Annotated in this window: 21 protein-coding genes; 14 read left to right on the top strand and 7 right to left on the bottom strand. The window is 63.5% G+C overall.

The features are described from left to right. The first annotated feature begins 8 nt into the window (after positions 1 to 8). The 7 genes from UB48_RS14275 (at position 9) to UB48_RS14245 (ending at position 10,595) form a co-directional block, all read left to right on the top strand. A complete protein-coding gene (locus UB48_RS14275) occupies positions 9 to 3,188 on the top strand; it encodes an efflux RND transporter permease subunit (protein ID WP_045198110.1) in 3,180 nt (1,059 codons plus the stop codon). Then, complete coding sequence (locus UB48_RS14270; RefSeq protein ID WP_045198108.1) at positions 3,185 to 4,612, top strand: efflux transporter outer membrane subunit; 1,428 nt, start codon at positions 3,185 to 3,187, stop codon at positions 4,610 to 4,612. The genes UB48_RS14275 and UB48_RS14270 overlap by 4 nt, the downstream gene beginning before the upstream one ends. 228 nt (positions 4,613 to 4,840) lie before the next feature. Beyond that, positions 4,841 to 5,896 (top strand): tetratricopeptide repeat protein, encoded by a 1,056-nt coding sequence (locus UB48_RS14265; RefSeq protein ID WP_045198106.1) that lies wholly within the window; start codon positions 4,841 to 4,843, stop codon positions 5,894 to 5,896. Positions 5,897 to 6,017: 121 nt separating this feature from the next. Beyond that, on the top strand, positions 6,018 to 7,652 hold the full coding sequence (locus UB48_RS14260; protein ID WP_045198104.1) for an ATP-binding protein: 1,635 nt from the start codon (positions 6,018 to 6,020) through the stop codon (positions 7,650 to 7,652). Further along, entirely contained in the window at positions 7,649 to 8,431 is a 783-nt protein-coding gene (locus UB48_RS14255) for an endonuclease/exonuclease/phosphatase family protein (RefSeq protein ID WP_045198103.1), read from the top strand. Before UB48_RS14260 ends, UB48_RS14255 begins: the two co-directional genes overlap by 4 nt. Beyond that, the gene (gene clsB / locus UB48_RS14250; RefSeq protein ID WP_045198102.1) at positions 8,428 to 9,639 is read left to right on the top strand and encodes a cardiolipin synthase ClsB; all 1,212 of its coding nucleotides are present in this window, start codon (positions 8,428 to 8,430) and stop codon (positions 9,637 to 9,639) included. The genes UB48_RS14255 and clsB overlap by 4 nt, the downstream gene beginning before the upstream one ends. Continuing rightward, a complete protein-coding gene (locus UB48_RS14245; RefSeq protein ID WP_045198100.1) occupies positions 9,636 to 10,595 on the top strand; it encodes a lysylphosphatidylglycerol synthase domain-containing protein in 960 nt (319 codons plus the stop codon). Before clsB ends, UB48_RS14245 begins: the two co-directional genes overlap by 4 nt. On the opposite strand, the gene UB48_RS14240 is transcribed toward UB48_RS14245, so the two are convergent. Together UB48_RS14240 and UB48_RS14235 are read right to left on the bottom strand one after the other, a co-directional pair. Then, entirely contained in the window at positions 10,556 to 12,583 is a 2,028-nt protein-coding gene (locus tag UB48_RS14240) for a PAS domain-containing sensor histidine kinase (RefSeq protein WP_275559782.1), read from the bottom strand. The two genes, UB48_RS14245 and UB48_RS14240, sit on opposite strands and share 40 nt — an antisense overlap. A 64-nt stretch (positions 12,584 to 12,647) precedes the next feature. Further along, entirely contained in the window at positions 12,648 to 13,106 is a 459-nt protein-coding gene (locus UB48_RS14235) for a nucleoside deaminase (RefSeq protein ID WP_045198096.1), read from the bottom strand. Between the two features lie 154 nt (positions 13,107 to 13,260). On the opposite strand from UB48_RS14235, the gene UB48_RS14230 reads away from it, so the two are divergent. Continuing rightward, positions 13,261 to 13,956 (top strand): type 1 glutamine amidotransferase domain-containing protein, encoded by a 696-nt coding sequence (locus UB48_RS14230; RefSeq protein ID WP_045198093.1) that lies wholly within the window; start codon positions 13,261 to 13,263, stop codon positions 13,954 to 13,956. Positions 13,957 to 14,093: 137 nt separating this feature from the next. After that, positions 14,094 to 14,882, top strand: coding sequence for a CSS-motif domain-containing protein (locus tag UB48_RS14225; protein ID WP_045198090.1), 789 nt, complete (start codon positions 14,094 to 14,096; stop codon positions 14,880 to 14,882). A 63-nt stretch (positions 14,883 to 14,945) separates the two neighbouring features. Here the strand turns inward: UB48_RS14225 and hppD are convergent, their stop codons facing one another. Continuing rightward, complete coding sequence (hppD, locus tag UB48_RS14220) at positions 14,946 to 16,022, bottom strand: 4-hydroxyphenylpyruvate dioxygenase (protein WP_045198088.1); 1,077 nt, start codon at positions 16,020 to 16,022, stop codon at positions 14,946 to 14,948. Positions 16,023 to 16,347: 325 nt separating this feature from the next. On the opposite strand from hppD, the gene UB48_RS14215 reads away from it, so the two are divergent. Beyond that, positions 16,348 to 17,919, top strand: coding sequence for a cyclic diguanylate phosphodiesterase (locus tag UB48_RS14215; RefSeq protein WP_045198086.1), 1,572 nt, complete (start codon positions 16,348 to 16,350; stop codon positions 17,917 to 17,919). Between the two features lie 61 nt (positions 17,920 to 17,980). After that, positions 17,981 to 18,868: an EamA family transporter RarD gene (rarD, locus tag UB48_RS14210; protein WP_045198084.1), complete on the top strand. Its 888-nt coding sequence runs from the start codon at positions 17,981 to 17,983 to the stop codon at positions 18,866 to 18,868. Here the strand turns inward: rarD and UB48_RS14205 are convergent. After that, positions 18,831 to 20,402 carry a TerC family protein gene (locus UB48_RS14205; protein ID WP_045198083.1) on the bottom strand — a complete coding sequence of 524 codons (1,572 nt, stop codon included), beginning with the start codon at positions 20,400 to 20,402 and terminating at the stop codon, positions 18,831 to 18,833. The genes rarD and UB48_RS14205 overlap by 38 nt on opposite strands. Positions 20,403 to 20,603: 201 nt before the next feature. After that, positions 20,604 to 21,314 (bottom strand): SDR family oxidoreductase, encoded by a 711-nt coding sequence (locus tag UB48_RS14200; RefSeq protein ID WP_045198444.1) that lies wholly within the window; start codon positions 21,312 to 21,314, stop codon positions 20,604 to 20,606. Positions 21,315 to 21,495: 181 nt separating this feature from the next. On the opposite strand from UB48_RS14200, the gene UB48_RS14195 reads away from it, so the two are divergent. Next, positions 21,496 to 22,083: a LysE family translocator gene (locus tag UB48_RS14195; protein ID WP_045198081.1), complete on the top strand. Its 588-nt coding sequence runs from the start codon at positions 21,496 to 21,498 to the stop codon at positions 22,081 to 22,083. Here UB48_RS14195 and UB48_RS14190 read toward each other — a convergent pair. Both UB48_RS14190 and UB48_RS14185 read right to left on the bottom strand, forming a co-directional pair. Continuing rightward, positions 22,072 to 22,857 carry an AraC family transcriptional regulator gene (locus UB48_RS14190; RefSeq protein ID WP_045198078.1) on the bottom strand — a complete coding sequence of 262 codons (786 nt, stop codon included), beginning with the start codon at positions 22,855 to 22,857 and terminating at the stop codon, positions 22,072 to 22,074. The two genes, UB48_RS14195 and UB48_RS14190, sit on opposite strands and share 12 nt — an antisense overlap. A gap of 5 nt (positions 22,858 to 22,862) precedes the next feature. Continuing rightward, positions 22,863 to 23,399, bottom strand: coding sequence for a helix-turn-helix domain-containing protein (locus UB48_RS14185; protein ID WP_045198076.1), 537 nt, complete (start codon positions 23,397 to 23,399; stop codon positions 22,863 to 22,865). A gap of 160 nt (positions 23,400 to 23,559) precedes the next feature. On the opposite strand from UB48_RS14185, the gene UB48_RS14180 reads away from it, so the two are divergent. Together UB48_RS14180 and UB48_RS14175 are read left to right on the top strand one after the other, a co-directional pair. Next, entirely contained in the window at positions 23,560 to 24,342 is a 783-nt protein-coding gene (locus UB48_RS14180; protein ID WP_045198075.1) for an aldolase, read from the top strand. A 35-nt stretch (positions 24,343 to 24,377) separates the two neighbouring features. Beyond that, the gene (locus tag UB48_RS14175) at positions 24,378 to 25,262 is read left to right on the top strand and encodes a dihydrodipicolinate synthase family protein (RefSeq protein WP_045198073.1); all 885 of its coding nucleotides are present in this window, start codon (positions 24,378 to 24,380) and stop codon (positions 25,260 to 25,262) included. Positions 25,263 to 25,297 lie beyond the last annotated feature (35 nt).

Raw genomic sequence — 25,297 nt, 5'->3', positions numbered from 1 at the left:
TCAGTCCGATGAATTTTTCCAAGTTTTTTATCACCCGGCCGATCTTCGCCGCGGTGCTGTCGCTGCTGATTCTGATCGCCGGCAGCATCTCGCTGTTCCAGCTGCCGATCAGCGAATACCCGGAAGTGGTACCGCCCACCGTGGTGGTGCGTGCCAACTTCCCCGGCGCCAACCCGAAAGTGATCGGCGAAACCGTCGCCGCGCCGCTTGAGCAGGCGATTACCGGGGTCGAGAACATGCTCTACATGTCCTCGCAGTCCACCGCCGACGGCAAGGTCACCCTGACCGTCACCTTCGCCCTCGGTACCGACCTGGACAACGCCCAGGTTCAGGTGCAGAACCGCGTGACCCGCACCCAGCCCAAGCTGCCCGAGGAAGTCACGCGTATCGGTATTACCGTCGACAAGGCTTCGCCCGACCTGACCATGGTTGTGCACCTGACCTCGCCGGACAACCGTTACGACATGCTCTACCTGTCCAACTACGCCATCCTCAACATCAAGGATGAGCTGGCGCGCCTGGGCGGTGTCGGTGACGTGCAACTGTTCGGCATGGGCGACTACTCGCTGCGGGTCTGGCTCGACCCGAACAAGACCGCTTCGCGCAACCTCACCGCCAGCGACGTGGTCGCCGCCATTCGCGAGCAGAACCGTCAGGTAGCCGCCGGTCAACTTGGCGCGCCACCCGCACCCGGGGCCACCAGCTTCCAGCTGTCGGTCAACACCCAGGGCCGCCTGGTCAGTGAAGAAGAGTTCGAGAACATCATCATCCGCTCCGGCGCCGATGGTGAGATCACCCGCCTGAAGGACATCGCCCGCGTTGAGCTCGGCTCCAGCCAGTACGCCCTGCGCTCGCTGCTGAACAACCAGCCGGCCGTGGCCATCCCGATCTTCCAGCGCCCAGGCTCCAACGCCATCGAGATCTCCGACGAGGTCCGAGCGAAAATGGCCGAGCTGAAGAAGGACTTCCCTGAAGGCATGGACTACAGCATTGTCTATGACCCAACGGTATTCGTTCGCGGTTCGATCGAGGCGGTGGTCCACACCCTGTTCGAAGCGCTGATCCTGGTGGTGCTGGTGGTCATCCTGTTCCTGCAGACCTGGCGCGCCTCGATCATCCCGCTGGTGGCGGTTCCGGTTTCCTTGATCGGTACCTTCGCAGTGATGCACCTGTTCGGCTTCTCGCTCAACGCCCTGTCGCTGTTCGGCCTGGTACTGGCCATCGGTATCGTGGTGGACGACGCCATCGTCGTGGTGGAGAACGTCGAGCGTAATATCGGCCTGGGCCTCAAGCCTCTGGAAGCCACGCAAAAGGCCATGGGCGAAGTGACCGGGCCAATCATCGCCACGGCGCTGGTGCTGTGCGCGGTGTTCGTGCCGGCGGCGTTCATTTCCGGCCTTACCGGGCAGTTCTACAAGCAGTTCGCGCTGACCATCGCCATCTCCACGGTGATCTCGGCCTTCAACTCCCTGACCCTGTCGCCGGCCCTGGCCGCGGTACTGCTCAAGGAGCACCACGCACCCAAAGACCGCTTCTCGAAAGTGCTCGAACGCCTGCTCGGTGGCTGGCTGTTCGGCCCGTTCAACCGCTTCTTCGACCGTGCCAGCCATGGCTATGTCGGCGCTGTCGGCCGGGTCATCCGCAGCAGCGGCATCGCCCTGTTCGTCTATGGCGGCCTGATCATCATGACCTGGCTGGGCTTCTCGTCGACGCCTACCGGCTTTGTACCGGCGCAAGACAAGCAGTACCTGGTCGCCTTCGCGCAGCTGCCGGATGCCGCCAGCCTTGACCGCACCGAGGCGGTGATCAAGAAGATGAGCGAGATCGCCCTCAAGCAACCGGGCGTGGCTGACTCGGTGGCCTTCCCGGGCCTGTCGATCAACGGCTTCACCAACAGCCCGAACAGCGGCATCGTCTTCACCCCGCTCAAGCCCTTCGACGAGCGCAAGGACCCGAGCCAGTCGGCCGCCGCGATTGCTGCCGCGCTGAACGCGCAGTTCGCCGATATCGAAGACGCCTACATCGCGATCTTCCCGCCGCCGCCGGTACAGGGACTGGGCACCATCGGTGGTTTCCGCCTGCAGATCGAAGACCGTGGCAACCTGGGTTATGAAGCGCTGTACAAGGAAACCCAGAACATCATCGCCAAGAGCCACAACGTGCCGGAGCTGGCCGGGCTGTTCACCAGCTACCAGGTCAACGTGCCGCAGGTCGATGCTGCCATCGACCGCGAGAAGGCCAAGACCCACGGTGTAGCGATCAGCGATATCTTCGACACCCTGCAGATCTACCTGGGTTCGTTGTACGCCAACGACTTCAACCGCTTTGGCCGCACCTACCAGGTCAACGTCCAGGCCGAGCAGCAGTTCCGCCTTGAAGCCGAGCAGATCGGCCAGCTCAAGGTGCGCAACAACCAGGGCGAGATGATCCCGCTGGCGACCTTCATCAAGGTCAGCGACACCTCGGGGCCGGACCGCGTCATGCACTACAACGGCTTCATCACCGCCGAGATCAACGGTGCCGCAGCACCGGGCTACAGCTCCGGGCAAGCGGAAAAGGCCATCGAGAAACTGCTCAAGGAAGAACTGCCCAACGGCATGACTTTCGAATGGACGGAGCTTACCTACCAGCAGATCCTGGCCGGTAACACCGCGCTGTTCGTCTTCCCGCTCTGCGTACTGCTGGCCTTCCTGGTGCTGGCCGCCCAGTACGAAAGCTGGAGCCTGCCGCTGGCGGTGATCCTGATCGTGCCGATGACCCTGCTGTCGGCGATTACCGGGGTGATTCTGTCCGGTGGCGACAACAACATCTTCACCCAGATCGGCTTGATCGTACTGGTGGGGCTGGCGTGCAAGAACGCCATCCTGATCGTCGAGTTCGCCAAGGACAAACAGGCCGAAGGCCTCGACCCGCTGGCCGCGGTACTGGAAGCCTGCCGCCTGCGCCTGCGGCCGATCCTGATGACCTCGATCGCCTTCATCATGGGTGTGGTGCCGCTGGTGTTCTCCTCCGGCGCCGGTGCTGAAATGCGTCATGCCATGGGTGTGGCGGTGTTCTCCGGGATGATCGGGGTGACCTTCTTCGGTCTGCTGCTGACGCCGGTGTTCTTTGTTCTGATCCGCCGTTACGTGGAACGCAGCCAGGCCCGCAAAGCGGCGCGTGCGCTGAAGCTGGAGACTCATGCATGAACCGCAGTGTGAAATTCTTTATGCCCAGCCTGCTGGTGCTGGCCCTGGCCGCTTGTGCGGTGGGCCCGGACTACAAGGCCCCGGACACCGCGGCGGCGCAATTGAGCGCGGCCAACGAACCGAGCGCCAAGGTCGCCTTCGACCGCAGCCGTTTTGAAAGCATCTGGTGGAAGCAGTTCGACGACCCGGTACTGAACAAACTGGTCAGCCAGTCGCTGGACGGCAACCGCGAACTGCGCGTGGCCTTCGCCCGCCTGAAAGCGGCGCGGGCGATTCGCGACGATGTCAGCAACGACGCCCTGCCCACCGTCACCAGCCGTGCCAGCGCCGACCTGGGCAAGGGCCAGGTGCCTGGCCAGAGCGAGGACCGGGTCAACAGCGAACGCTATGACCTGGGCCTGGACATGGCCTGGGAGCTGGACCTGTTCGGCCGCATCCAGCGTCAACTTGAAGCCAGCGAAGCCGAGCAGGACGCCGCCCAGGCCGACCTGCAGCAACTGCAGGTGAGCCTGATCGCCGAACTGGTCGATGCCTATGGCCAGCTGCGCGGTGCGCAATTGCGCGAGAAGATCGCCCTGGCCAACCTCAAGACCCAGCAGGATTCGCGGGGTATCACCGAAACCTTGCGTGACGCCGGGGTCGGTAACGACCTTGATGTGGTGCGGGCCGATGCCCGCCTGGCGGCGGTCGAGGCCAGTGTGCCGCAACTGCAGGCCGAACAGGTACGGGCGCGCAACCGCATCGCCACTCTGCTCGGCCAGCGCCCGGATGCCCTGGCGGTTGACCTGTCGCCGGCGCAACTGCCGGCCATCGCCAAGGCGCTGCCGGTGGGCGACCCCGGCGAGCTGCTCAAGCGCCGCCCGGATATCCGCAGCGCCGAGCGCCAGTTGGCAGCGGCTACCGCCAACATCGGCGTGGCCACCGCCGACCTGTTCCCCCGGGTCAGCCTCAGCGGCTTTCTCGGCTTTACCGCCGGGCGCGGCTCGCAACTGGGCTCCTCGGCCGCCAAGGCCTGGGCCCTGGGCCCGAGCATTACCTGGGCGGCCTTCGACCTGGGCAGCGTGCGCGCCCGCCTGCGCGGCGCCAACGCCGATGCCGAGGGCGCCCTGGCCAACTATGAGCAGCAGGTATTGCTGGCCCTGGAAGAGTCGGAAAACGCCTTCAGCGACTACAGCAAACGCCAGCAACGGCTGCTGGCCCTGCTGCGCCAGAGCGAAGCCAGTCGCAAGGCGGCCGACCTCGCCTCGATTCGCTACCGCGAAGGCACGGTCGACTACCTGGTGCTGCTCGACGCCGAACGCGAACGCCTGAGCGCCGAAGATGCCCAGGCCCAGGGCGAAGTCGACCTGTACCGCGGCATCGTCGCCATCTACAAGGCCCTCGGTGGCGGCTGGCAGGCCGAAAGCGTGGCTGCGGCGAACTGATTCAACGGCTCCTTTGGTTGGTTTCTGACCGGCCTTTTGCCCCGCTTGCGGGGCTTTTTTATGGCCGATCGCGGGGCAAGCCCGCGCCTACAGGTTTGGCATCGCTGCGATATCTGTAGGAGCGGGCTTGCCCCGCGATAGGGACCCACCCCCCTTTTACATTTGACGCCACCGGCCCTCGTGACCCAAGCTCAAGCCTTTGCAGCCGCGACACGCTTCGGATTCACCATGTCGAAACAGCGCCAGTACACGCTTATCAGTCTGACCCTGCTCATCATCCTCGGCCTGGGTGGCTATTTCTGGCGTGACGACAGCCCGGCGCCGACGCCTGCCCTCAAGCACAGCTACACCAAGGCCCTGACCATGGCCCATGACGGCCAGCCCGGCGCCGCCCGGGTGCTCTACCAGCAACTGGGGCGCAATGACCTGTCGCCGATCCGCCGCGCCAGCCTGTATGCAGAACTGCCCAACTACCCCTCGCCGCTGGCATTGAAACTGGCCAGCCGCGACCTGCAGCATGACGAGCCGCTGGTGCGTCGCGCGGCCATCGCCAGTATCCAGACGATGCTGCCCGGCGCCCAGCGCAGCCTGGTGCTCGGGCCGTTGCTCGATGATGAGGAGCAAAGCGTACGCTTTGCCGTGGTCGATGCCCTGCTGGGGCTCAGCGCCGATGACATCGGCCTGTACTTCGGCCCGCTGCAAGAGGTGCTGGAGCAGTATCAGCAGGTGCTGGCGCAGCGCGACGACGATGCCAGCGCGCAGTTGCACCTGGCGCAGCTGTACCTGCATGAAAACAGCTACCAGGAGGCCGCGCAGGCGCTTGAGCGCACCTTGCAGCTGGCGCCGGACAACCTCGAGGCACTGGCCGCGCAGGTGCAGTTGCTGGAGCGCCAGAACCAGACCGACGCCTCGCGCCAGGTGCTGGCCAAGGCCCTGCAACAACGTCCCGACTCGGCCTTTCTACAACATGAACTGGGCCGCTGGCTGCTGCGCCACGGCCAGGACGAATACGCCCTGCTGGCCTTTGCCCGGGCCCTGGAGCTGGAGCCGGACAACAATGACTACCGCTACACCCTGGCCACCAGCCTGCATCAGTTGGAGCAGGTCGACGCCGCGCAAAAGCAACTGGAAACCATCCTTGCCCGGCAACCGGCCAACCGCAAGGCCCGGGTGCTGCTGATCGAGTATTGGAAAGAGACCGGCCAGTTGCAGAATGTGCAGGTGCTGCTGGCCCAGCTGGAGCAGCAGAACCCCGACGATCCGTTGGTGCAGCAAGGCCTGTAGGTTTGCAAACGACCGTCTGACAACCCGGTTGAACCCCTCAACCCAGCCTGTGGTCCAGAGATAGTGCGAACACGGCAGGCACCGGCGGTGCTTGCCTGAGCGTTATCAAAGGAGAACACCCGTGGGCGACGCGTTAGCCAATGCCGAACGAGCGCTGATCCTGGCCCCGGCCCAGCTTAGCCAGCTGGCCCAGCGCCTGCTCGACCAGGCCGGCATCCAGGCGCTGCAAGCGGCCAGCATGGAAGACCTGGGCCTTGCCCTGGAGCAAGGCGTGGGCCTGGCGATCATTGCCGACACTTGCCTGGACGGCAGCGTACGCTCGCCTTTGCACCTTTACCTTGGCAAGCAGCCGGTTTGGTCGGACTTGCCGGTGGTGCTTCTGACGGGGCCGCCAGTCCAGGGCCAGAGCCCGCCGCAAAGCCAGCACGCCGCGCTCGGCAACCTGTTCCTGCTGCAGTATCCATTCGAACCCGACAACCTGCTGGCCCTGACCCATTCCTCGTTGCGCGCGCGGCGGCGCCAGTACCAGGCACGCAACCAGGGCCAGGAACTGGAGCGCCAGAGCCAACGGGTCGAAGAGCAATTGCGCCAGTTGCGCGAAGAAGAACAGTACCTGCGCCAGGCGCAGAAAATGGAAGCCATCGGCCAGCTCGCAGGCGGCGTCGCCCATGACTTCAACAACCTGCTGACTGGCATCGGCGGCAGCCTGGAAATGATCGGCAAACGCCTGCAGCAGGGTCGCCACGACGCCCTGCCCGCCCTGCTCAGCCTCAGCCAGGCGGCGGTCAAACGCGCCGCCAGCATGACCCACCGCCTGCTGGCGTTTTCCAGCCGGCAATCGCTCGATGCCCAGCCCGTGGAAGTTGCCACCCTGCTCACGGCCGAGCGCTTGCAGCCGTTGCTTGACCCGCAGATCAAGCTGCAACTGCATATCGAGGCGGATCTGTGGGCCGTGGAAGCCGACCCGGCGCAGCTGCAGGAAGCCCTCGGCAACTTGCTCAGCAACGCCCACGACGCCATGCCCAACGGCGGGCGCCTGACCGTCAGCGCCAGCAATCAGCGCCAGGACGGCAGCCTGTTCGGTGGCCACTCGCTGGCCGCTGGCGACTATGTGCTGATCAGCTTCAACGACAATGGCTGTGGCATGCCGCAAAGCACCCTGGACCGCGCTTTCGACCCGTTCTTCACCACCAAGCCAATCGGCCAGGGCACGGGCCTGGGGCTGTCGATGGTGTATGGCTTCAGCAAGCAGTCCCAGGGCCATGTGGCGTTGCAAAGCCGCATCGGCCACGGCACCCGGGTCGATGTCTACCTGCCGCGCCACGCCGCTCCCAACCGTGAAAGCGAAGAGCCAGCAACGCCGGCGCTGCCTTGCAGCAATACCCAGACGGTGCTGATCGTCGAGGACGACCCCGCGGTGCGTCAGTTGGTGCATCAGGCGCTGAGTGACCAGGGTTACCCGTGCAAGGTGGCCGAGGATGCCAATGTCGCCCTGGCCATTCTGCAGGCCGGAGAAGCAGTCGACCTGCTGGTCAGCGACGTCGGGCTGCCAGGCATGAACGGTCGGCAACTGGCGGAAATCGGCCGGCAACTGCGCCCGCAACTCAAGGTGCTGTTCATCACCGGCTACGCCGAAACCGCGGTGGCTCGCGGCGGTTTTCTCGACCCGGGCATGCAGATGATCTGCAAACCTTTCGAATTCGCCCAGTTGACCGCCAAGGTCGCGCAGATGCTCGGCAAGGGCAGCACCTCATGAGCCCGCTGCAACCCAGCGCCGCCCTGGCGGCGGCGCCGGCCGTGCAGCGGGTGCGGGTGCTGACAGTCAATGCGCACAAGGGCTTCAGCGCGCTTAACCGTTACTACGTGCTGCCAGAACTGCGTGAGGCGGTACGCAGCGAAAACGCCGACCTGGTGTTCCTCCAGGAAGTGCTCGGCAGCCACCGCCAGCACGCTCTGCGCCACCGCAACTGGTCGGATGTGCCGCAATATGAGTTTCTTGCCGACTGCCTCTGGCCAGAATTCGCCTACGGCCGCAATGCGGTGTATCCGGACGGCGAACACGGCAATGCCCTGCTGTCGAAATACCCGATCCGGCGCCACGCCAACCTCGATGTCAGCGTCCATGGCACCGAGCAGCGCGGCTTGCTGCATTCGGTACTGGCCTTGCCCGCCGAGTGCGAGCTGCATACCGTCTGTGTGCACCTGGGCCTGGACGAGCGCCAGCGCCAGCAGCAGTTGCACCTGCTCTGCGAATTACTGCACAGCCTGCCGATCGACGCGCCGGTGATCGTCGCCGGCGACTTCAATGACTGGCGCCAGCGCGCCGATGCAGTACTGGCCGAATGCGGCCTGAATGAAGTGTTCAGCCAGGCCCATGGTCGCCCGGCACGCAGTTTTCCGGCACGCTGGCCGCTGTTGCGCCTGGACCGCATCTACCTGCGCAATGCCCGCGCACAGGCGCCCAAGGTCATGGCGCGCAAGCCCTGGACCCACCTGTCCGATCACCTGCCATTGGCAGTGGAGGTGCTCTTGTGAACAGCCAATGGCGACCTGACAACCAGGTGCAACTGCTGATCAACGGCGAGGACTATTTCGCCAGCGCCTTTGCCGCGATCGAGCAGGCCCGGGCGGAAATCCTCCTGGAAACCTTCATCATCTTTGAAGACAAGGTCGGCAAGCAGTTGCAGCAACTGTTGATCGCCGCCGCCCGGCGCGGGGTAAAGGTCGAGATGCTGGTCGACGGTTATGGCACCGCAGACCTGAGCCTTGACTACCTGCGCGAGCTCAGCGACGCCGGCGTGCATTTGCAGGCCTTCGACCCGAGCCCGAAACGCCTGGGCATGCGCACCAATCTGTTTCGCCGCCTGCACCGCAAGATCCTGGTGGTCGATGGCGAGGTCGGCTTTGTTGGCGGCATCAATTATTGCGCCGATCACCTGGCCGATTTCGGACCGATGGCCAAGCAGGACTACGCGGTACAAGTGCGCGGGCCGATCGTCGCCGACCTGCAGCGCGCCACCTTGACCCTGCTGGAGCAACAGAGCGCGCTCAAGCCCGGAACCCGGCGCTGGTGGCAACGCCGGGTGCCGATCGCCGCCGACAGCGAACAGGCGAGCATGACCCTGTGCATCCGCGATAACCAGGATCACCCCAACGACATCGAACAGCACTACTTGCGGGCGCTGAACGGCGCCCGCGAGCGGATCACCATTGCCAATGCCTACTTCTTTCCCGGCTACCGCCTGCTGCGGGCGATCCGCAACGCCGCGCGCCGGGGCGTGAAGGTTACCCTGGTGCTGCAGGGTATGCCCGACATGCCCTGGGTGCGTTTGTGCTCGCGCTTGCTGTACAACTACCTGATCCGCGACGGCGTGCGCATTTTCGAGTACTGCGAACGGCCCTTGCACGGCAAGGTGGCACTGGTGGACCGGCACTGGTCGACGGTCGGCTCAAGCAATCTCGACCCTTTGAGCCTGGCCCTGAACCTTGAGGCCAACCTGGTCATCCGCGACCAGACCTTCAACAGCCGCCTGCATGAACACCTGCAGGAGCTTACCGCCCACCGCTGCAAACCGGTGAGCCTGCAGCGGGCACTGCGTGGCTACTGGTGGCGGGCGCCGCTGATCTTTTTGACCTTTCACTTCATCCGCCGATTTCCGGCCGTGATCGGCTGGCTGCCGGCCCATGTACCACGGCTCAAGCCGCTGTATGACGGCGAGCAACCTGCGGGCAAGCCGACATGAGCAAGCAGCACAAGCACTGGCGCCGTGCCCGCCAGGCGCTGACCCTGGCGTTCTTCATTCTGGTGCCGGTGCTGCTGTTCAGCGTGCTGAAAAACCTCGACTGGCAAGAGGTGTACCAGGCCCTGGCCTCCTATCGCTGGCGCACCCTGGCAATGGCTGCAGGCGTAACCCTGTGCAGCTTTGCCCTGTTCAGCAGCTTCGACCTGCTCGGGCGCTACTACACCGGGCATCATTTGCCGGCGCGCCAGGTGTTGCCGCTGGCGTTCGTGTGCTACGCCTTCAACCTCAACCTCAGCGCCTGGGTCGGCGGCATCGCCCTGCGCTACCGCTTGTACAGCCGCCTCGGCCTCAAGGTCGCGACCATCACCCGGATCCTCAGCCTGGGGCTGTTGACCAACTGGGCAGGCTATTTCGCGGTGGCCGGCAGCTTGTTCGTCTGCGGGCTGCCGAAGTTGCCAGCGGGCATGGAGATCGGCAATACCGGCCTGCGCCTGATCGGTGCAGCGTTGTTATTAGCGGTCATCGCTTACCTGCTGGCCTGCGCCTTCGCGACTCGCCGCACCTGGCACTTTCGCAAGCAGCAGATCACCCTGCCAGGCATTCGCCTGGCAGCGTTGCAAGTGGTGATGGGCGCTCTGAACTGGTCGTTGATGGCGCTGGTGGTGTTCATCCTGTTGCCCAAGGGGGCTAGCTACCCGACCGTGCTGGCGGTACTGATGATCAGCAGCATTGCCGGGGTCATTACTCATATTCCGGCCGGGCTTGGGGTACTCGAGACGGTGTTTTTGACCCTGCTGCAAGGCACCTACGGCAAGGGCACGCTGCTCGCGGCGCTGATTGGCTACCGGGCGATCTACTTTCTGTTGCCGTTGCTGGTAGCCACGCTGACCTACCTGATGCTCGAGCGCCTGGCCAGTCAGCGCGCCAGCGGGGAAAGTTCGCAAACCACCGGCTGAACCGGCTCGAGCATCTGGTGTACCTGGTACACCAGGTCTTGCAAGGCGAAGGGCTTGGTCATCAGGGCGATGCCGGGCTCCAGCACCTCCTGGTCGGTCACTTCCTGTTCGGCGAAGCCGGTGATCAACAGCACCTTCTGCTGCGCCTGCAGCATGCGCAGGGCATTGGCCACCTGACGGCCACTGAAGCCGCCCGGCAGGCCGATATCGGTGATCAGCAAGTCAACTGTGCCCAACTGGCGATACTGCTGCAGCGCGCTGTTGGCGTCAGCGGCGGTAAACACCTCGAAGCCCTCCTCCTCCAGCGCCTCCTTGATCAGCAAGCGCAAGGTACTCTCGTCGTCGACCAGCAGGATGCGTTCGCCATTGGCGCGTGGGTAGCACTTGCGCCCCGGCTCGCCGGCCAGCGGCTGCGGCAGCTCGCCCACATAGCGCGGCAGGAGGACCTTAACCCGGGTGCCCTGGCCAGGGCTCGAATCGATCCACACCCGGCCCCCTGACTGACGGACAAAGCCATAGACCATCGACAAGCCAAGCCCGGTGCCCTGGCCGACCGGCTTGGTGGTAAAGAACGGGTCAAAGGCCCGTGCGACGATATCGGCGTTCATGCCGTGGCCGTTGTCCTGCACCTGCAAGGCAAAGTAATCGCCCGGCCCCAGGCTGTCTTCGCCCTCCAGGGCCAGCTCGTGACGTTCGTTAGCGGTGGTGATGCGCAGGCAGCCACCGGCGCCCATGGCATCGCGGGCATTGATGCACAGGTTGATCAGGGCATTTTCCAGCTGATTGGCATCAATCAGTACCCACCAGGGCGCCGGCTCCACCTGGACCTGCAGATCGATATGGCTACCCACGGTTTGCTGGATCAGGTGTTCGATGTCCTGCACCAGTTGGTTGACGCAGGCGGGCTTGGGGTCGAGCGCCTGGCGCCGGGAGAAGGCCAGCAAGCGGTGGGTGAGCGTGGCGGCGCGCTTGGCCGCACCCCGAGCGGCATCAAGGTAGACCTGCAGATTATCCACATTACCCTGGGCAATACGTCGCTCGAGCAACTCCAGGCTGCCGCTGATGCCGGTCAACAGGTTATTGAAGTCATGGGCCATGCCGCCGGACAGTTGCCCGATGGCTTCCATCTTCTGGCTCTGGCGCAACAGTTCTTCAGCATGGCGCAGCGCCTCTTCGCGCTCGCGTTCCTGGCTGATGTCGGTGCCCACGGCGGTAAAACCAAGCTGCGAGGGTACCGCTGCCCAGTTGAACCAGCGGTAGTGCCCATCCTTGTGGCGCAAGCGGCTGATGGTGTTCTCGGTGCGCTGGCCGGCGCGCAGGCGCTCGACCAGCGAGGCGACTTGCGGTTGGTCGTCGGCATGCAGCAAGTCCATGATCGAGGTGTCCAGCACCTCGTCTGCAGCCCAGCCAAGGATCTGGCTCCAGGCCGGGTTGACCGCACTGATGCGCAAATCCGGCAGGACAATCACCATGATGTCGCCGGACAAGTCCCAGAAATGGTTTCGATCAGAGGTGCGCTCCTGCACCTGGCGCTCGAAGGTATTGGCCAGGTGACGCCACTGCTGCGCCGATTCGACGCTGGCGGTGGTTTCGATCACCGTGTCGAGAAAGCCGGCCACCGCCCCGCGCTCGTCTCGAATGGGGCTGTAGCAGAAGGTGAAATAGGCTTGCTCGAGGCTGCCGTTGCGATTGATCATCAACGGGAAGTTCTCGATGAAGATCGCCTCCCCCGACAGGGTACGGAAGACCAGCGCGCCGATGTTCTCCCAGGCCTCGCTCCACACCTCGTCAAACCCGCGTCCCAGTGCCTCGGGCTTGGCCCCGAGGATCGGCTTGAAGGCATCGTTGTAAATGGTCACCAACTGCGGCCCCCAGACCAGGCAACCGGGGAATTTGGACGCCAGCAGCATGTCCACGGCAATGCGCAAGGGCGCCGGCCACAGGTACAAAGGCCCCAGGGCGGTACTGGCCCAGTCGTGGTTACGCACCTTTACACTCATTGATCCTGGCATGGGCAAGCTCGGCTGACGGTGGGGGCCTGAACAATCGGACCTAAACGCCGATATCTTCGTTCCAGAGTTCGGGGCTGTCCTTGATAAAAGCGCGCATCATCTTGACGCAGTTATCATTGTGCAGCACCTGCACATCGACGCCGCGGGCCTTGAGCAGCGCTTCCTCGCCCATGAAAGTCTGGTTTTCACCAACAATCACGCGCTTGATGCCATACAGCAGGATCGCCCCGCTGCACATCGGGCATGGCGACAAGGTGGTGTACAGGGTCGCCTCGCGATAAACCCTGGCCGGCTGGCGGCCGGCGTTTTCCAGAGCGTCCATTTCGCCGTGCAGGATCGCGCTGCCCTCCTGGACCCGGCGGTTGTGGCCACGGCCGATGATCTGGTTGTTGTGGACCAGCACCGAACCGATCGGTATGCCGCCTTCTTTGCGGCCCAGTTGGGCCTCATCGATAGCAGCCTGCATGAACGCATCTACGTCCTGGTTCAAAGTGCTCATCCGTTGGTCGACTCCTGTAGCGATACTGGTTTTCCTCGCAGGCTAGCATACCGCCAGCAGGGAATGGCATCCATGCCAGTCGCTACTATGCTGAACAGGTTTCTCCTCTGCGACCTGGGCAGTCCGGGTCCGTTCCAGTATAGGGAGCGTTGCGATGAGCAAGAAAATACTGGTGGTGCTGACCAATACGGCCAAATACCCGACGCTTAAGCGCGCCACCGGATTGTGGCTGGGCGAGGCGGTACACTTTGTCGACAAGGTCGAAAAGGCCGGCTACAAGGTCGATTACCTGAGCCCCGCCGGCGGCTACGTGCCGGTGGACCCGCACAGCCTGCAGATGGCCGCGGATATCGACTGGCAGTGGTACCAGGACAAGGCGTTCATGAACCGTTTGGGCAAAACCCTCAACCCCGGGGAGGTCAAGTCCCAGGACTACAGCGCCATCTACTACGCCGGCGGCCATGGGGTGATCTGGGACTTTCCAGACAACAGCGAGCTGCAGGACCTGGCCCGGCGCATCTTCGAGGCCGGCGGCGTAGTGGCCTCGGTGTGCCATGGCGCGGTTGGCCTGCTCAATATCAAGCTCAGTGATAACACCTTGCTGGTCAAGGACCGCGAGGTCACCGGTTTTTCCGATACTGAAGAGAAACTGGCCGAACTGGACAAAGTGGTGCCTTACCTCACCGAAACCGAGCTCAAGGCCCGCGGCGGTTTGTACCGCAAGGCAGAAGAGCCGTGGCAGGCCTTCGCCATCGCCGACCAGAAAGACGGACGCTTGATTACCGGACAGAATCCCGCCTCCGGGGGCGCGGTGGCTGACCTGGTGGTGGCCGCACTGAAAAAGCGCTGAGGCGCCTACTTGGCTTGCCGATAGGTACTTCGCCGAGGGTAAACGCGGCCTACATCCGCCGCTGATTGCGCTCTTTATGCTGACGAGTGTCACCCGACCAGGAAGGTCGGGCTCTTGTTCAGCATAGAGGTGCACTCATGGCTCCAACCCGTCTTGCCGGCCGCAGCCTGCTCGAGTTTCTGATAACCCTGCTGATCGGCCTGGCGCCCGTGGCCTGTGGCCTTCTGGTGTTGGCCCTGCAGGTCGAGCGCAAGCAGGAAGAAACCGCCGAGGTGTCTGTGGTCGAGGCTATCTATGCTATCGACCGGGTCTTCGATGCCATGCACGGCTCCAGCAATGCTGTGCTCGGGTTGGTCGGGCAACCCTGCGAGAAAATCCTCCCGACTCTGCGCCAGGAAGCGCTGAGGCAGCCAAGCGTGCGCTCGCTGGTGCTGACCCGGGAAAACCGTGCCTACTGCAGCACCCTGCTCGGCAGCATCGACACGGCAATCGACCCGGGCAGCTACTTCAACCAGCGCCTGCGCCTGGACTCGCGCAACGAAATCACCCCGGACATGCCGGTGCTGCACTACCGCCTGCAGGAATATCCCACGGGCGTCATCGCCATCAGCGATGCGCGCTCCCTGCAAACAGAACTGCAGGGCTTCAAGAACGCCATTGTCCTGGCCCTGCAGTTCGGCAGCGATTTTGTCTGGGCAACCGGCAGTGGCAGCGCCGAGCAGGTACCCAACCATGAAGAAGACAGCCAGCGCATGGTCTCGGAGAAGTACGGCTACACCGTGCACGCCGGCTACCCCAATGGCCATACCCGCAAGATGCTCAGCCAGGCCATGAGCTCTACCGCGCCGTCATTGCTTTTGGTCGGCATTATCACCTCCGCCGTGGCCTACTGGGGGCTGTTCAGGCAACGACGGAAACCGGCGTGAGCTCCATCATGAAAAAAGGCCATTGAGCGTTTGCTCAATGGCCTTTTTCAGTGGCAGGGCAGATCAGTCGGTACTGAGTACACCACGACGGACCTGGTCACGCTCGATCGACTCGAACAGGGCCTTGAAGTTGCCTTCGCCGAAGCCATCGTCACCCTTGCGCTGGATGAACTCGAAGAACACCGGGCCCATCAGGGTTTCAGAGAAGATCTGCAGCAGCAGGCGCTTGTCGCCGGCATCGGAAGAGCCGTCAAGCAGGATGCCACGGGCCTGCAGTTCGCCGACCGGCTCGCCATGGCCCGGCAGACGCCCTTCGAGCATCTCGTAGTAGGTGTCTGGCGGCGCGGTCATGAAGCGCATGCCGAGCTTTTTCAGGGCATCCCAGCTCTCGAGCAGGTTGTCGCTGAGGAAGGCCACGTGCTGGATGCCCTCGCCGTTGAACTGCATGAGGAACTCTTCGATCTGCCCGGCGCCCTTGGACGACTCTTCGTTCAGCGGGATACGGATCATGCCATCCGGCGCGGTCATGGCCTTGGAGGTCAGGCCGGTGTATTCGCCCTTGATGTCGAAGTAACGGATTTCGCGGAAGTTGAACAGCTTCTCGTAGAAGCCGGCCCAGTAGGCCATGCGCCCGCGGTAAACGTTATGGGTCAGGTGATCGATGATCTTCAGGCCCGCACCGACCGGGTGACGATCGACACCTTCGATGAAGTTGAAGTCGATGTCATAGATCGAACTGCCTTCCTCGAAACGGTCGATCAGGTACAGCGGCGCACCGCCAATGCCCTTGATCGCCGGCAAACGCAGCTCCATCGGCCCGGTTTCGATCTCGACCGGCTGGGCACCCAGCTCCAGGGCGCGGGCGTAGGCTTCGTGGGCGTTACGCACACGGAAGGCCATGCCGCACACCGACGGACCATGCTCGGCGGCAAAGTACGAGGCGACGCTTTTCGGTTCGTTGTTCAGGATCAGGTTGATACCGCCCTGGCGGTACAGGTGCACGTCCTTGGAACGGTGGGTAGCCACCTTGGTGAAGCCCATGATCTGGAAGATCGGTTCCAGGGCGCCCGGGGTCGGCGATGCGAACTCGATGAATTCAAAGCCCATCAGGCCCATCGGGTTTTCAAAGATATCAGCCATGCTCGTTTCCTCATCATCAAAGCGGGTAAATAACGGTCGTTAATTGCTATCGATGTCGAGCAGGCGTGGTGGCGCGCAAGAGATGCCCCTCACACTTCTGGCGAGGTAGTCACCATAGATCAGCTTGAACCCATGACACTTCATATGGACCCATTCTCGGCGGGTTGATTCCCCGAAGGTGGAGAACCTTATTATTGTATGCGTAACGAGATTCTACAGTGCGTAAACCGTTTTGTCCGCACTTTAGTTGACGCCCGAGCGGCGACGAACGGCTATCCTAGGCACACAGCCGTTTTCTTTCCCTCGCTTGTACAGGTTAGCCGCCATGCCGCTCACGGTAAAACGCCCCGGACGCTGGACCCTGCGTGCCCTGCTGCCCTGGGCGGTTGGCGCCCTACCGGTGCTGTGCGGGCTGCTGATCATGCACCTGCAGGCTCAGCGTGAGCTGGACGCCCGCAGCCGCGCCACCGCGCAGCAAGTGGTGGCCCAGGTAGAGCTGATCCTCGACAACATTTCTAGCGCGGCCAGGTCGTTGCTGCCCTTGGCCGGAATGCCGTGCATGGAAGAGAAACTGGCCCTGCGCGACCAGGTCACCCGCCGCTCGTTCGTACGCTCGACCAACCTGGTGTACCGCAACGAGCTGTATTGCAGCTCGCTGTTCGGCCCCTACAGCGAACCGGTCAATGCCAGCGACTATGTCGACGGCAAGCTCTGGCTGATGAACGGCAACTCGGTGACTCCTGGCCACCCATTGCTGGTGTATCGGGTCTATGAAGGCGAGCGCGGCGCCATCACTACCGTCGATGGTGACCACCTGCTGACCGCCCTGCGCCTGATCGGCCCGCAGACCCAGTTGCTGCTACAGGTGGGCCGTTACTGGATGGGCAAGGACGGCGTGGTGCATGAAGGGATCGCCCCCGCCGCTGAGGTCGCGCCAGTGCGCCTGACCTCCAGCCACTACCCGTTCTCGATCCACAGCGGTTATGCGCCAGGCAAGGTCGGCCAGGTAATGCGCGATGAATACCCTGCCCTGTTCGGCCTGCTGGTGTTTCTCGGGGTGATTGCCGGTACCGTATGCCGCTGGATGCTGCGCCGTGCCAGCTCACCACGGGCCGAGTTGCAGCGGGCCATAGAAGCCAACGAGTTCTTGCCGTACTTCCAGCCGGTGGTGCGCAAGGGCGACTACCGCTGGGCCGGCGCCGAAGTGCTGATGCGCTGGCAGCACCCGCGCGACGGTCTGGTGCGCCCCGACCTGTTCATTCCCTACGCCGAGCACAGCGGCCAGATCGTACCGATGACGCGCATGCTCATGCAGCGCACTGCGCAATTGCTGGCGCCGCATGCCGCATTGATGGGCGAGGGTTTTCATGTCGGCATCAACATCACCGCCGATCATTGCCAGGACCTGGCCCTGTACGACGACTGCCGGGCCTTTCTCGGCGCCTTCCCGCCTGGCCGGGTATTGCTGACCCTGGAGCTGACCGAACGCAAGCTTATTGCCCCCAGCGAAGTTACCCAGACGCTGTTCGGCAAACTCCACGAACTGGGGGTGATGATCGCCATCGACGACTTTGGCACCGGCCAGTCCAGCCTCAGCTACTTGCGCCAGTTCAAGGTCGATTACCTGAAGATTGACCAAAGCTTCGTCGCCCTGATCGGGGTCGATGCGTTGTCGCTGCACATTCTCGACAGCATTATCGAACTGTCGGCCAAGCTTGAGCTGGGCATCGTCGCCGAAGGCGTCGAGAACGAAACCCAGCGCGATTACCTGGCGCGCCACAATGTCGATTTCCAGCAGGGTTACCTGTTTGCCCGGCCGATGCCGATCGAGGACTTTGTCGCCGCCCTGGCAGCCCAGGCCGAAACCGCGCCGCAGGTCGCGAAGGTTGCCGGTTAGGCCTGCGCCCTGAGATCATGGCGGGTTCCCCGCTCTGTTTTCTTCTGTAACCGAGGCATTTGTGTCAAAAGGCATCATTACATCGGTCACGGCCTCGTTCCTGTTTGCCGTGATGTACTACTACACCTCGCTGCTCACCCCGCTCGATGGCGAGGAGGTGTTCGGCTGGCGCATGCTCCTGACCTTGCCCTGCGTTACCCTGTTCATGCTGTTTACCCGCGACTGGCCGCTGGTCACCGGCTTGCTCGCGCGGGTTAGGCGCACGCCGCTGCTGTTGCTCGGCCTGCTGGGTACTTCATCATTGATGGGCGTACAGCTCTGGCTGTTCCTCTGGGCGCCGTTGCACGGACGCAGCCTGGAAGTGTCGCTGGGCTACTTCCTGTTGCCGCTGACCATGGTCCTGACCGGCCGCCTGGTGTATGGCGAACAATTGTCGCGGCTGCAGAAAGTCGCGGTAGCCTGCGCGATGACCGGTGTCGGCCATGAGCTCTACCAGCACGGCAGCTTTGCCTGGGAGACCTTGCTGGTCGCCGCAGGCTACCCGCTGTACTTCGTGCTGCGGCGCAAATGCGCGACCGACCACCTCGGCGGCTTGTGGGCCGACATGTGCCTGCTGCTGCCGGCGGCGCTGTACTTTGTCATCCAGGGGCCGCTGTCAGCCCAGGACCTGGCCGCGCATCCGGGGCTGTACGGCCTGATCCCGCTGCTTGGGGTGATCAGCGCCCTGGCGCTGATCTGCTATGTGCTGGCCAGCCGCCTGCTGGCCTTCAGCCTGTTCGGCCTGCTCAGCTATGTCGAGCCGGTGCTGCTGGTGGCCGTCGCCCTGCTGCTGGGCGAGACCATCGGCCCCGACCAGTGGCTGACCTACCTGCCGATCTGGCTGGCGGTGCTGGTATTGATCGCCGAAGGCGTCAGGCACCTGCTGCGTCAACGGCGGCGTTCGGTGTAAGGCGCACCTGGCGCACGCGGCGCTCCTCCACCGCGACCACGGTCATTTGCCAGTTGTTCCACACCAGGCTGTCGCCGACCATCGGCAAGCGATCGAGCAGGCTCATGACCAGGCCGGCGAGGGTCTGGTAGTCCTCGGTGGGCTTGGCGGCAAAACCGGTGCGTGCCTGGATCTGGCTGAGGTTCAGGGCGCCGCTGACGACAAAGCCGTGGCCGTCCTCGACGATGCCCGGGCCTTCCACCTCACTGGCATCGGGCAGTTCACCGGCAATGGACTCAAGGATGTCGGTCATGGTCAGCACCCCGGTGAAATCACCGAACTCGTTGACCACGAAGGCGATGTGCGTCGACTGGCTGCGCATCTGCTCCAGGGCGTTGAGGATGCTGAAACTCTCCAGCAGGTTCACCGGCGCCCGGGCCAGGCTCTCGAGGTCAGGCTGATTACCGGCCAGCAGTTCCTTGAGCAGCTCCTTCTTGTGCACGAAGCCCAGCGGTTCTTCAATACGCCCGTCTCGAATCAACGGCAGGCGCGAGTAGGACGAATGCATCAGTGCGGTACGAATCGCCTCGGCCGGCTGCGCCAGGTCGATGGCATCGACCTCGGCGCGCACCGTCATCAGCGTCTTGATCGGCCGTTCGGCCAGGTTCAGCACGCCGCTGATCATCACCCGTTCGCGGCGGTCGAACAGCACCTGTTCTTCGCCACCTTCGACCAGATCGGCAATTTCCTCGCCGACATCATCGGCCCCGACCCGGCGCCCGCCCAAAAGGCGCAGGACCGCGTGGGCGGTGCGCTCACGCAGCGGCCGGTGTTGCTGCAGGCTGCGCTTGCGCCGCGCCCGGGCCAGCTGGTTGAACAGCTCGATCAGAATCGAGAAGCCAATGGCCGCGTACAGGTAGCCTTTGGGAATATGAAAGCCCAGGCCCTCGGCGGTGAGGCTGAAGCCGATCATCATCAAGAAGCCCAGGCACAGCATGATCACCGTCGGGTGATTGTTGACGAAGCGGGTCAACGGCTTGCTGGCAACGATCATGATGCCGATGGAGAAGATCACCGCGATCATCATGATCGACAACTCTTCGACCATGCCCACGGCGGTGATCACCGCGTCGAGGGAGAACACTGCATCGAGCACCACGATCTGCGCGACGATCGGCCAGAACGCGGCATGGCGCACACTGCCGGTGTTCTGCGCAACGTGGCCTTCGAGGCGCTCGTGCAACTCCATGGTGGCCTTGAACAACAGGAACACACCACCGAAGAGCATGATCAGATCGCGCCCGGAGAAGCTCTTGCCGAACACCTCGAACAGCGGCGCGGTGAGGGTCACCATCCACGAGATACTGGCCAGCAGGCCCAGGCGCATGATCAGCGCCAGCGACAGGCCGATCACCCGCGCACGGTCGCGCTGATGGGGCGGCAGTTTGTCGGCGAGGATGGCGATGAACACCAGGTTGTCGATACCCAGTACCAGTTCCAGCACAATCAGCGTGGCAAGGCCCAGCCAGGCCGTGGGGTCGGCTAGCCATTCCATGGGCGATTACTCATGTGCGAGAACGGGCGGGAAACGTCGCAAGGACGGGAGAATGGCCGGGACGGCCGGGTACTGGGAGGCTCCGAGAACGAAGTCATATCAACCTGAAATCAACTGGGGATGTGATCCTACAATTGCAGCAGGCTTTTCTCACAGCGCGAAACTATTTCAAATTCTGTACCCGCCCGTTCCCACAACTGCCTAAATCAACCCACCACCATCGATATCAATGACGCTGGCGGTCATGAAGCCGTTCTCCATGGCCAGCAGATACCCCGCCGCCACTTCATCCGCCGCCCCCACCCGTCCGACCGGCAGGCCCGCGCCGGCGCGGGCGAACATCGCCTGCCGCGACTCGGCGTCCATCCCGGCGTAGGCTTCGGTTTCGGTCAGCCCCGGGCTGACAACATTGACCCGGAGTGGCGCCAGCTCCTTGGCCAGTTGCCTGGCCAGGGCTTCGAGCGCCGCATTGAGGGTGGTCTTGATCATCTGCCCGGCGACGAACTTGCGTGACAGCAACCCCGAGGTCAGGCTGATGCTGGCGTGCGCAGAAAGGTGCGGCAACGCCAGCTGGATCGCCTGCAAGGCGCCCCAGAACTTCACCTCGAAAGCCTCGCGCGCCAGTTGCAAGTCGCTCTGCGCCAGGGGCCTGGCCTGCACGGCGGGGCCAGCGCTGATCACCAGATGATCGACGGTGCCAACGCCGGAAAACAGCGCCTGCAGCGCCCGGGTATCGGTTATATCGGCAACACATGCCTCGATCCCCTCGCCCGGGCTTACCGCCTGGCGGCTGGCAACGATGACCCGTGCACCACGTGCCCTGGCCTGGCGCGCTACCGCCGCGCCGATACCGCTGGCGCCGCCGAGCACCAGCACGGTCTGGTGCAACAAGGATTGATGAGCGTTGTACATGATGATCACTGCCTGTGCTTGAAAGTGATTACATCTTGCTCTGCGAGCAATCAGGGAAAAACCAGGCTGCACGCCATGCACCTGTAACCATTGCTTGAAGATATCCAGGGTAATTTTCTTCAATACCCGGCCATTCGCCGCGCCTTAGGCTGTGTCGGTCTTCCACTGCTGGATACCCCTCATGAGCCTGATGTTATCAATGGCCGCCTTCGCCCTGGCCGCCTCAATCTCCCCCGGCCCGGTCAATATCGTCGCCCTCAGCGCCGGCGCCCGCCACGGCTTTCGCGCCAGCTTGCGGCATGTCAGCGGCGCAACCCTCGGCTTTGTCCTGCTGCTGGTGCTGATCGGCCTTGGCTTGCACGAGTTGTTGCGCCATTGGCCGGCCATGACCCAAGTGTTGCACTGGGCCGGCGTGGTGTTCTTGCTGTACATGGCCTGGAAACTGGCCAGCGACAACGGCGAGCTGGGCGCTGGCGGCAACACGGCCGCGCCCTCGGTGCTCGCCGGCGCCACCCTGCAATGGCTCAACCCCAAGGCCTGGCTGGCCTGTGTGGCCGGCATCGGCGCCTATGTCGGCGAGGGCGATAGCCGCCGGTTGTGGCAGTTCAGCGCGATCTACCTGGTAATCTGTTTTCTGTCGATTGCCAGCTGGGCCTGGGCCGGCAGTGCAATCAGCCACTCCCTGAGCAATGCCCAGCGTATGCGCCGGTTCAACCGCTGCCTGGCGCTGCTGTTGCTGGCCAGCGCGCTGTACCTGCTAGTGGGCTGAACGATAGTGCCCAGGCGTCGCCGCCAGGTGGCGCTTGAAGGCTCGCTGCAAGTGCGCTTGGTCGGCAAAACCTGCCTCCAGTGCCACCTCGGCAATCAACCGCCCGCGGCGCAACTGGGCACGGGCATACTGCACCCGTTGATCGAGCAGGTAGCCATGGGGCGTCAAGCCGAACTGCTGCTTGAACGCACGGATCAGGTAGGACGCGGACAAGCCTGCAGCGCGGCTGATGTCTTCAAGGCGCAAAGGCTCGGTGCAGTGCGCGCGGATGAATTCAGCTGCGGCCAGCAGGCGCGGGTCGCCCTGGCCCAGCGCGCTTGCGCTTTCGCCCAGGCGCAGGCTCAGTGCGCTGCAAAACACTCGCAGTGCCGCCTCTTTACCAACTGGCGGCTGCTGCTCATCCAGCAGCACGGCAAACAGCTGCAGCAAATCATCGAACAGCCCCGCCTCGGTGCTGCTGACAGCCGCCAGCGGCGAGAAACCCAGGCCCTGCAACCAGGCCCAGTCGATGAACAGCATCAAGTAGGACCAGGGCTCGCCCGCGATGGGATTGCAGGTGTGCACCACTCCGGGGTTCATCAGCACCACGGTGCCGGCAGCCACTTGCTGCTGGCGGTCGCCACTGATGTAGGTACTGCGCCCTGCGGTAATCGCACCAATCGAGAAACTCTCGTGCGAATGCGCCGCGTAACAGACCTTGCGACCATCGGCGACGCTGCGCACTTCAACGAAGGGCAGCGCCGGGTCACGCCAGAATCGCGAATTTGCGTGCATAGGCTTCAGCCCTCGGCGTCGTGAACCACCACCAGCAACTGGGCCTGCACCGGCCCCAACGAACGCAGGCGGTGCGGGGTCTGGGCGTTGAAATACAGGGCATCGCCACGCTCGAGGATCACCCGCTCGTTCATGAAGTCGACCTCGACCTGGCCTTCATGGACGAACAGAAACTCCTCGCCAAGGTGCTCCTTGAACGAGGCATCGCTGAACTCCGGCGGCGGGCTGATGATGAACGGCAGCAGGCTGCGGCTGCCGATCTGCTTGGCCAGCACCGAATAACCCGGCCCCTGCCCCGACACCGCCTGGCGTTCATGGCTGCGCACCAGGCTGTAACGGGCCTGGCCTGGCTGGTCTTCGGCAAACAGCTCCTCGACATTGACGTTCAAGGCACGCGCCAGCTTCAACGCTGCAGCGATGGAGGGCGTATTCAAGCCGCGCTCGACCTTGGACAGGTAACTCTTGGTCATGCCAGCCGTTTCAGCCAGCGCCTCCAGGGTAATACCCAGTTTTTTTCTCAACAGTTTCAATCGGATAGACATGTGACGCGATTTTCCCAATGCCATGGGCAAGTATTTTCTTGCTAATGACACCTTGTGTCATATAGCCTTGATTGTGTCATGCAGTTGACCACCCCGTCACCTTCCAAGCAACCGGGGTGGGCCAGCCGTGACACTCCATCACGCCACCGAGGATAGCCCCATGGCCAAGACAATGGCACTCCCCAAGGACCAACTGATCCAGCAGGCCCTTAAGCAGATGCAAGGCTCGCTTGCCGATAATACGTGGACTGTGCGCGAAAAGCTGGCACTGACCTGCCGGATTCTGTTCGACAACGGCCACGACTCCGGCCTGGCCGGGCAGATCAGCGCCCGCGGCCCGCAGCCAGGCACCTTCTACACCCAGCAACTGGGCCTGGGTTTCGACGAAATCACCGCCAGCAACCTGTTGCTGGTCAACGAAGACCTGGACGTGCTCGAAGGCCAGGGCATGCCCAACCCGGCCAACCGCTTCCACAGCTGGGTGTACCGTGCCCGCCCGGATGTGCACTGCATCATCCACACCCACCCGACCCACGTCGCCGCCCTGTCGATGCTGGAAGTGCCACTTGAGGTCTCGCACATGGACCTCTGCCCGCTGTACGACGATTGCGCGTTCCTCGAGGCCTGGCCCGGCGTGCCGGTAGGCAACGAAGAAGGCGAGATCATCAGCGCCGCCCTGGGCGACAAGCGCGCCATCCTGCTGTCGCACCACGGCCAGTTGTCGACCGGTGCCAGCATCGAGGAGGCCTGCGTGATCGCCCAGTTGATCGAGCGCGCCGCCAAGCTGCAACTGCTGGCCATGGCCGCCGGCAGCATCAAACCGATTGCCCCGCAACTGGGCCGCGAAGCCCATGACTGGATCTCCCGGCCCAAGCGCCACAGCGCCGCCTTCAACTACTATGCGCGCCAATGCCTGCGGGTACATGGCGACTGCCTGAACTGAACCAAGCCTGTCACTGACCTTGCGGAGTAAATTTCATGTCCAAGACTTTTCACGGCATCATCGGCTACACCATCACCCCGTTCAGCGCCGACGGCGAACAGCTTGACCTCGAGGCCCTGGGCCGCTCGATCGAGCGCCTGATCGAGGGTGGCGTTCACGCCATTGCGCCACTGGGCAGCACCGGCGAAGGCGCCTACCTGAGCGATCTGGAATGGCAGCAGGTAGCCGCCTTCAGCCTGCGCCAGATCGCCGGGCGGGTACCGACCATCGTCAGCGTCTCCGACCTGACCACCGCCGGTGCCATTCGCCGCGCGCGCTTTGCCCAGGAACACGGCGCCGATGCGGTGATGGTGCTGCCGGCCGCCTACTGGAAGCTTACCGAGGAGGAGATACTCGAGCACTACCGGGCCATTGGCGCCAGCATCGAGCTGCCGATCATGCTCTACAACAACCCGGCCACCAGCGGTACCGACATGTCGGTGGAGCTGATCCTGCGCATCGTGCGCGAGGTCGAAAACGTCACCATGGTCAAGGAGAGCACCGGCGACATCCAGCGCATGCACAAGCTGCAGCTACTGGGTGAAGGCAAGGTGCCGTTCTACAACGGCTGCAACCCGCTGGCCCTGGAAGCCTTCGTGGCTGGCGCCAGCGGCTGGTGCACCGCCGCTGCGAACCTGATCCCGGCCCTCAACCAGCAGCTTTACCAGGCCGTCCAGGCCAACGACCTGGGCACAGCCAAGGCGGTGTTCTACCGTCAATTGCCGCTGCTGGAGTTCATCCTCAAAGGTGGCCTGCCGGCAACCATCAAGGCCGGTCTGGGCATGACCGGTTTGCCGGTGGGTGAGCCGCGGCGGCCGGTGTTTGCCCTCGACAACGCAGGTCAGGCGCACTTGCAACAACTGCTCAAACAAATGCTGTAGGACGACCGTAACAACCCGGCACTGCAACAGTGCCG

Origin of the sequence: Pseudomonas sp. 2(2015), assembly GCF_000955865.1 — a bacterium.
In the GTDB taxonomy this organism is placed as follows: domain Bacteria; phylum Pseudomonadota; class Gammaproteobacteria; order Pseudomonadales; family Pseudomonadaceae; genus Aquipseudomonas.
This window is presented reverse-complemented; position numbering and strand designations above follow the sequence as displayed.

Bases quoted from the DNA above. Each gene is read 5' to 3' on its own strand.
- UB48_RS14275 (WP_045198110.1), top strand. From the start codon at position 9: ATGAATTTTTCCAAGTTTTTTATCACCCGGCCGATCTTCGCCGCGGTG.
- UB48_RS14270 (WP_045198108.1), top strand. From the start codon at position 3,185: ATGAACCGCAGTGTGAAATTCTTTATGCCCAGCCTGCTGGTGCTGGCC.
- UB48_RS14265 (WP_045198106.1), top strand. From the start codon at position 4,841: ATGTCGAAACAGCGCCAGTACACGCTTATCAGTCTGACCCTGCTCATC.
- UB48_RS14255 (WP_045198103.1), top strand. From the start codon at position 7,649: ATGAGCCCGCTGCAACCCAGCGCCGCCCTGGCGGCGGCGCCGGCCGTG.
- UB48_RS14245 (WP_045198100.1), top strand. From the start codon at position 9,636: ATGAGCAAGCAGCACAAGCACTGGCGCCGTGCCCGCCAGGCGCTGACC.
- UB48_RS14235 (WP_045198096.1), bottom strand. From the start codon at position 13,106: ATGAGCACTTTGAACCAGGACGTAGATGCGTTCATGCAGGCTGCTATC.
- UB48_RS14230 (WP_045198093.1), top strand. From the start codon at position 13,261: ATGAGCAAGAAAATACTGGTGGTGCTGACCAATACGGCCAAATACCCG.
- UB48_RS14225 (WP_045198090.1), top strand. From the start codon at position 14,094: ATGGCTCCAACCCGTCTTGCCGGCCGCAGCCTGCTCGAGTTTCTGATA.
- hppD (WP_045198088.1), bottom strand. From the start codon at position 16,022: ATGGCTGATATCTTTGAAAACCCGATGGGCCTGATGGGCTTTGAATTC.
- UB48_RS14215 (WP_045198086.1), top strand. From the start codon at position 16,348: ATGCCGCTCACGGTAAAACGCCCCGGACGCTGGACCCTGCGTGCCCTG.
- UB48_RS14205 (WP_045198083.1), bottom strand. From the start codon at position 20,402: ATGGAATGGCTAGCCGACCCCACGGCCTGGCTGGGCCTTGCCACGCTG.
- UB48_RS14200 (WP_045198444.1), bottom strand. From the start codon at position 21,314: ATGTACAACGCTCATCAATCCTTGTTGCACCAGACCGTGCTGGTGCTC.
- UB48_RS14195 (WP_045198081.1), top strand. From the start codon at position 21,496: ATGAGCCTGATGTTATCAATGGCCGCCTTCGCCCTGGCCGCCTCAATC.
- UB48_RS14190 (WP_045198078.1), bottom strand. From the start codon at position 22,857: ATGCACGCAAATTCGCGATTCTGGCGTGACCCGGCGCTGCCCTTCGTT.
- UB48_RS14185 (WP_045198076.1), bottom strand. From the start codon at position 23,399: ATGTCTATCCGATTGAAACTGTTGAGAAAAAAACTGGGTATTACCCTG.
- UB48_RS14180 (WP_045198075.1), top strand. From the start codon at position 23,560: ATGGCCAAGACAATGGCACTCCCCAAGGACCAACTGATCCAGCAGGCC.
- UB48_RS14175 (WP_045198073.1), top strand. From the start codon at position 24,378: ATGTCCAAGACTTTTCACGGCATCATCGGCTACACCATCACCCCGTTC.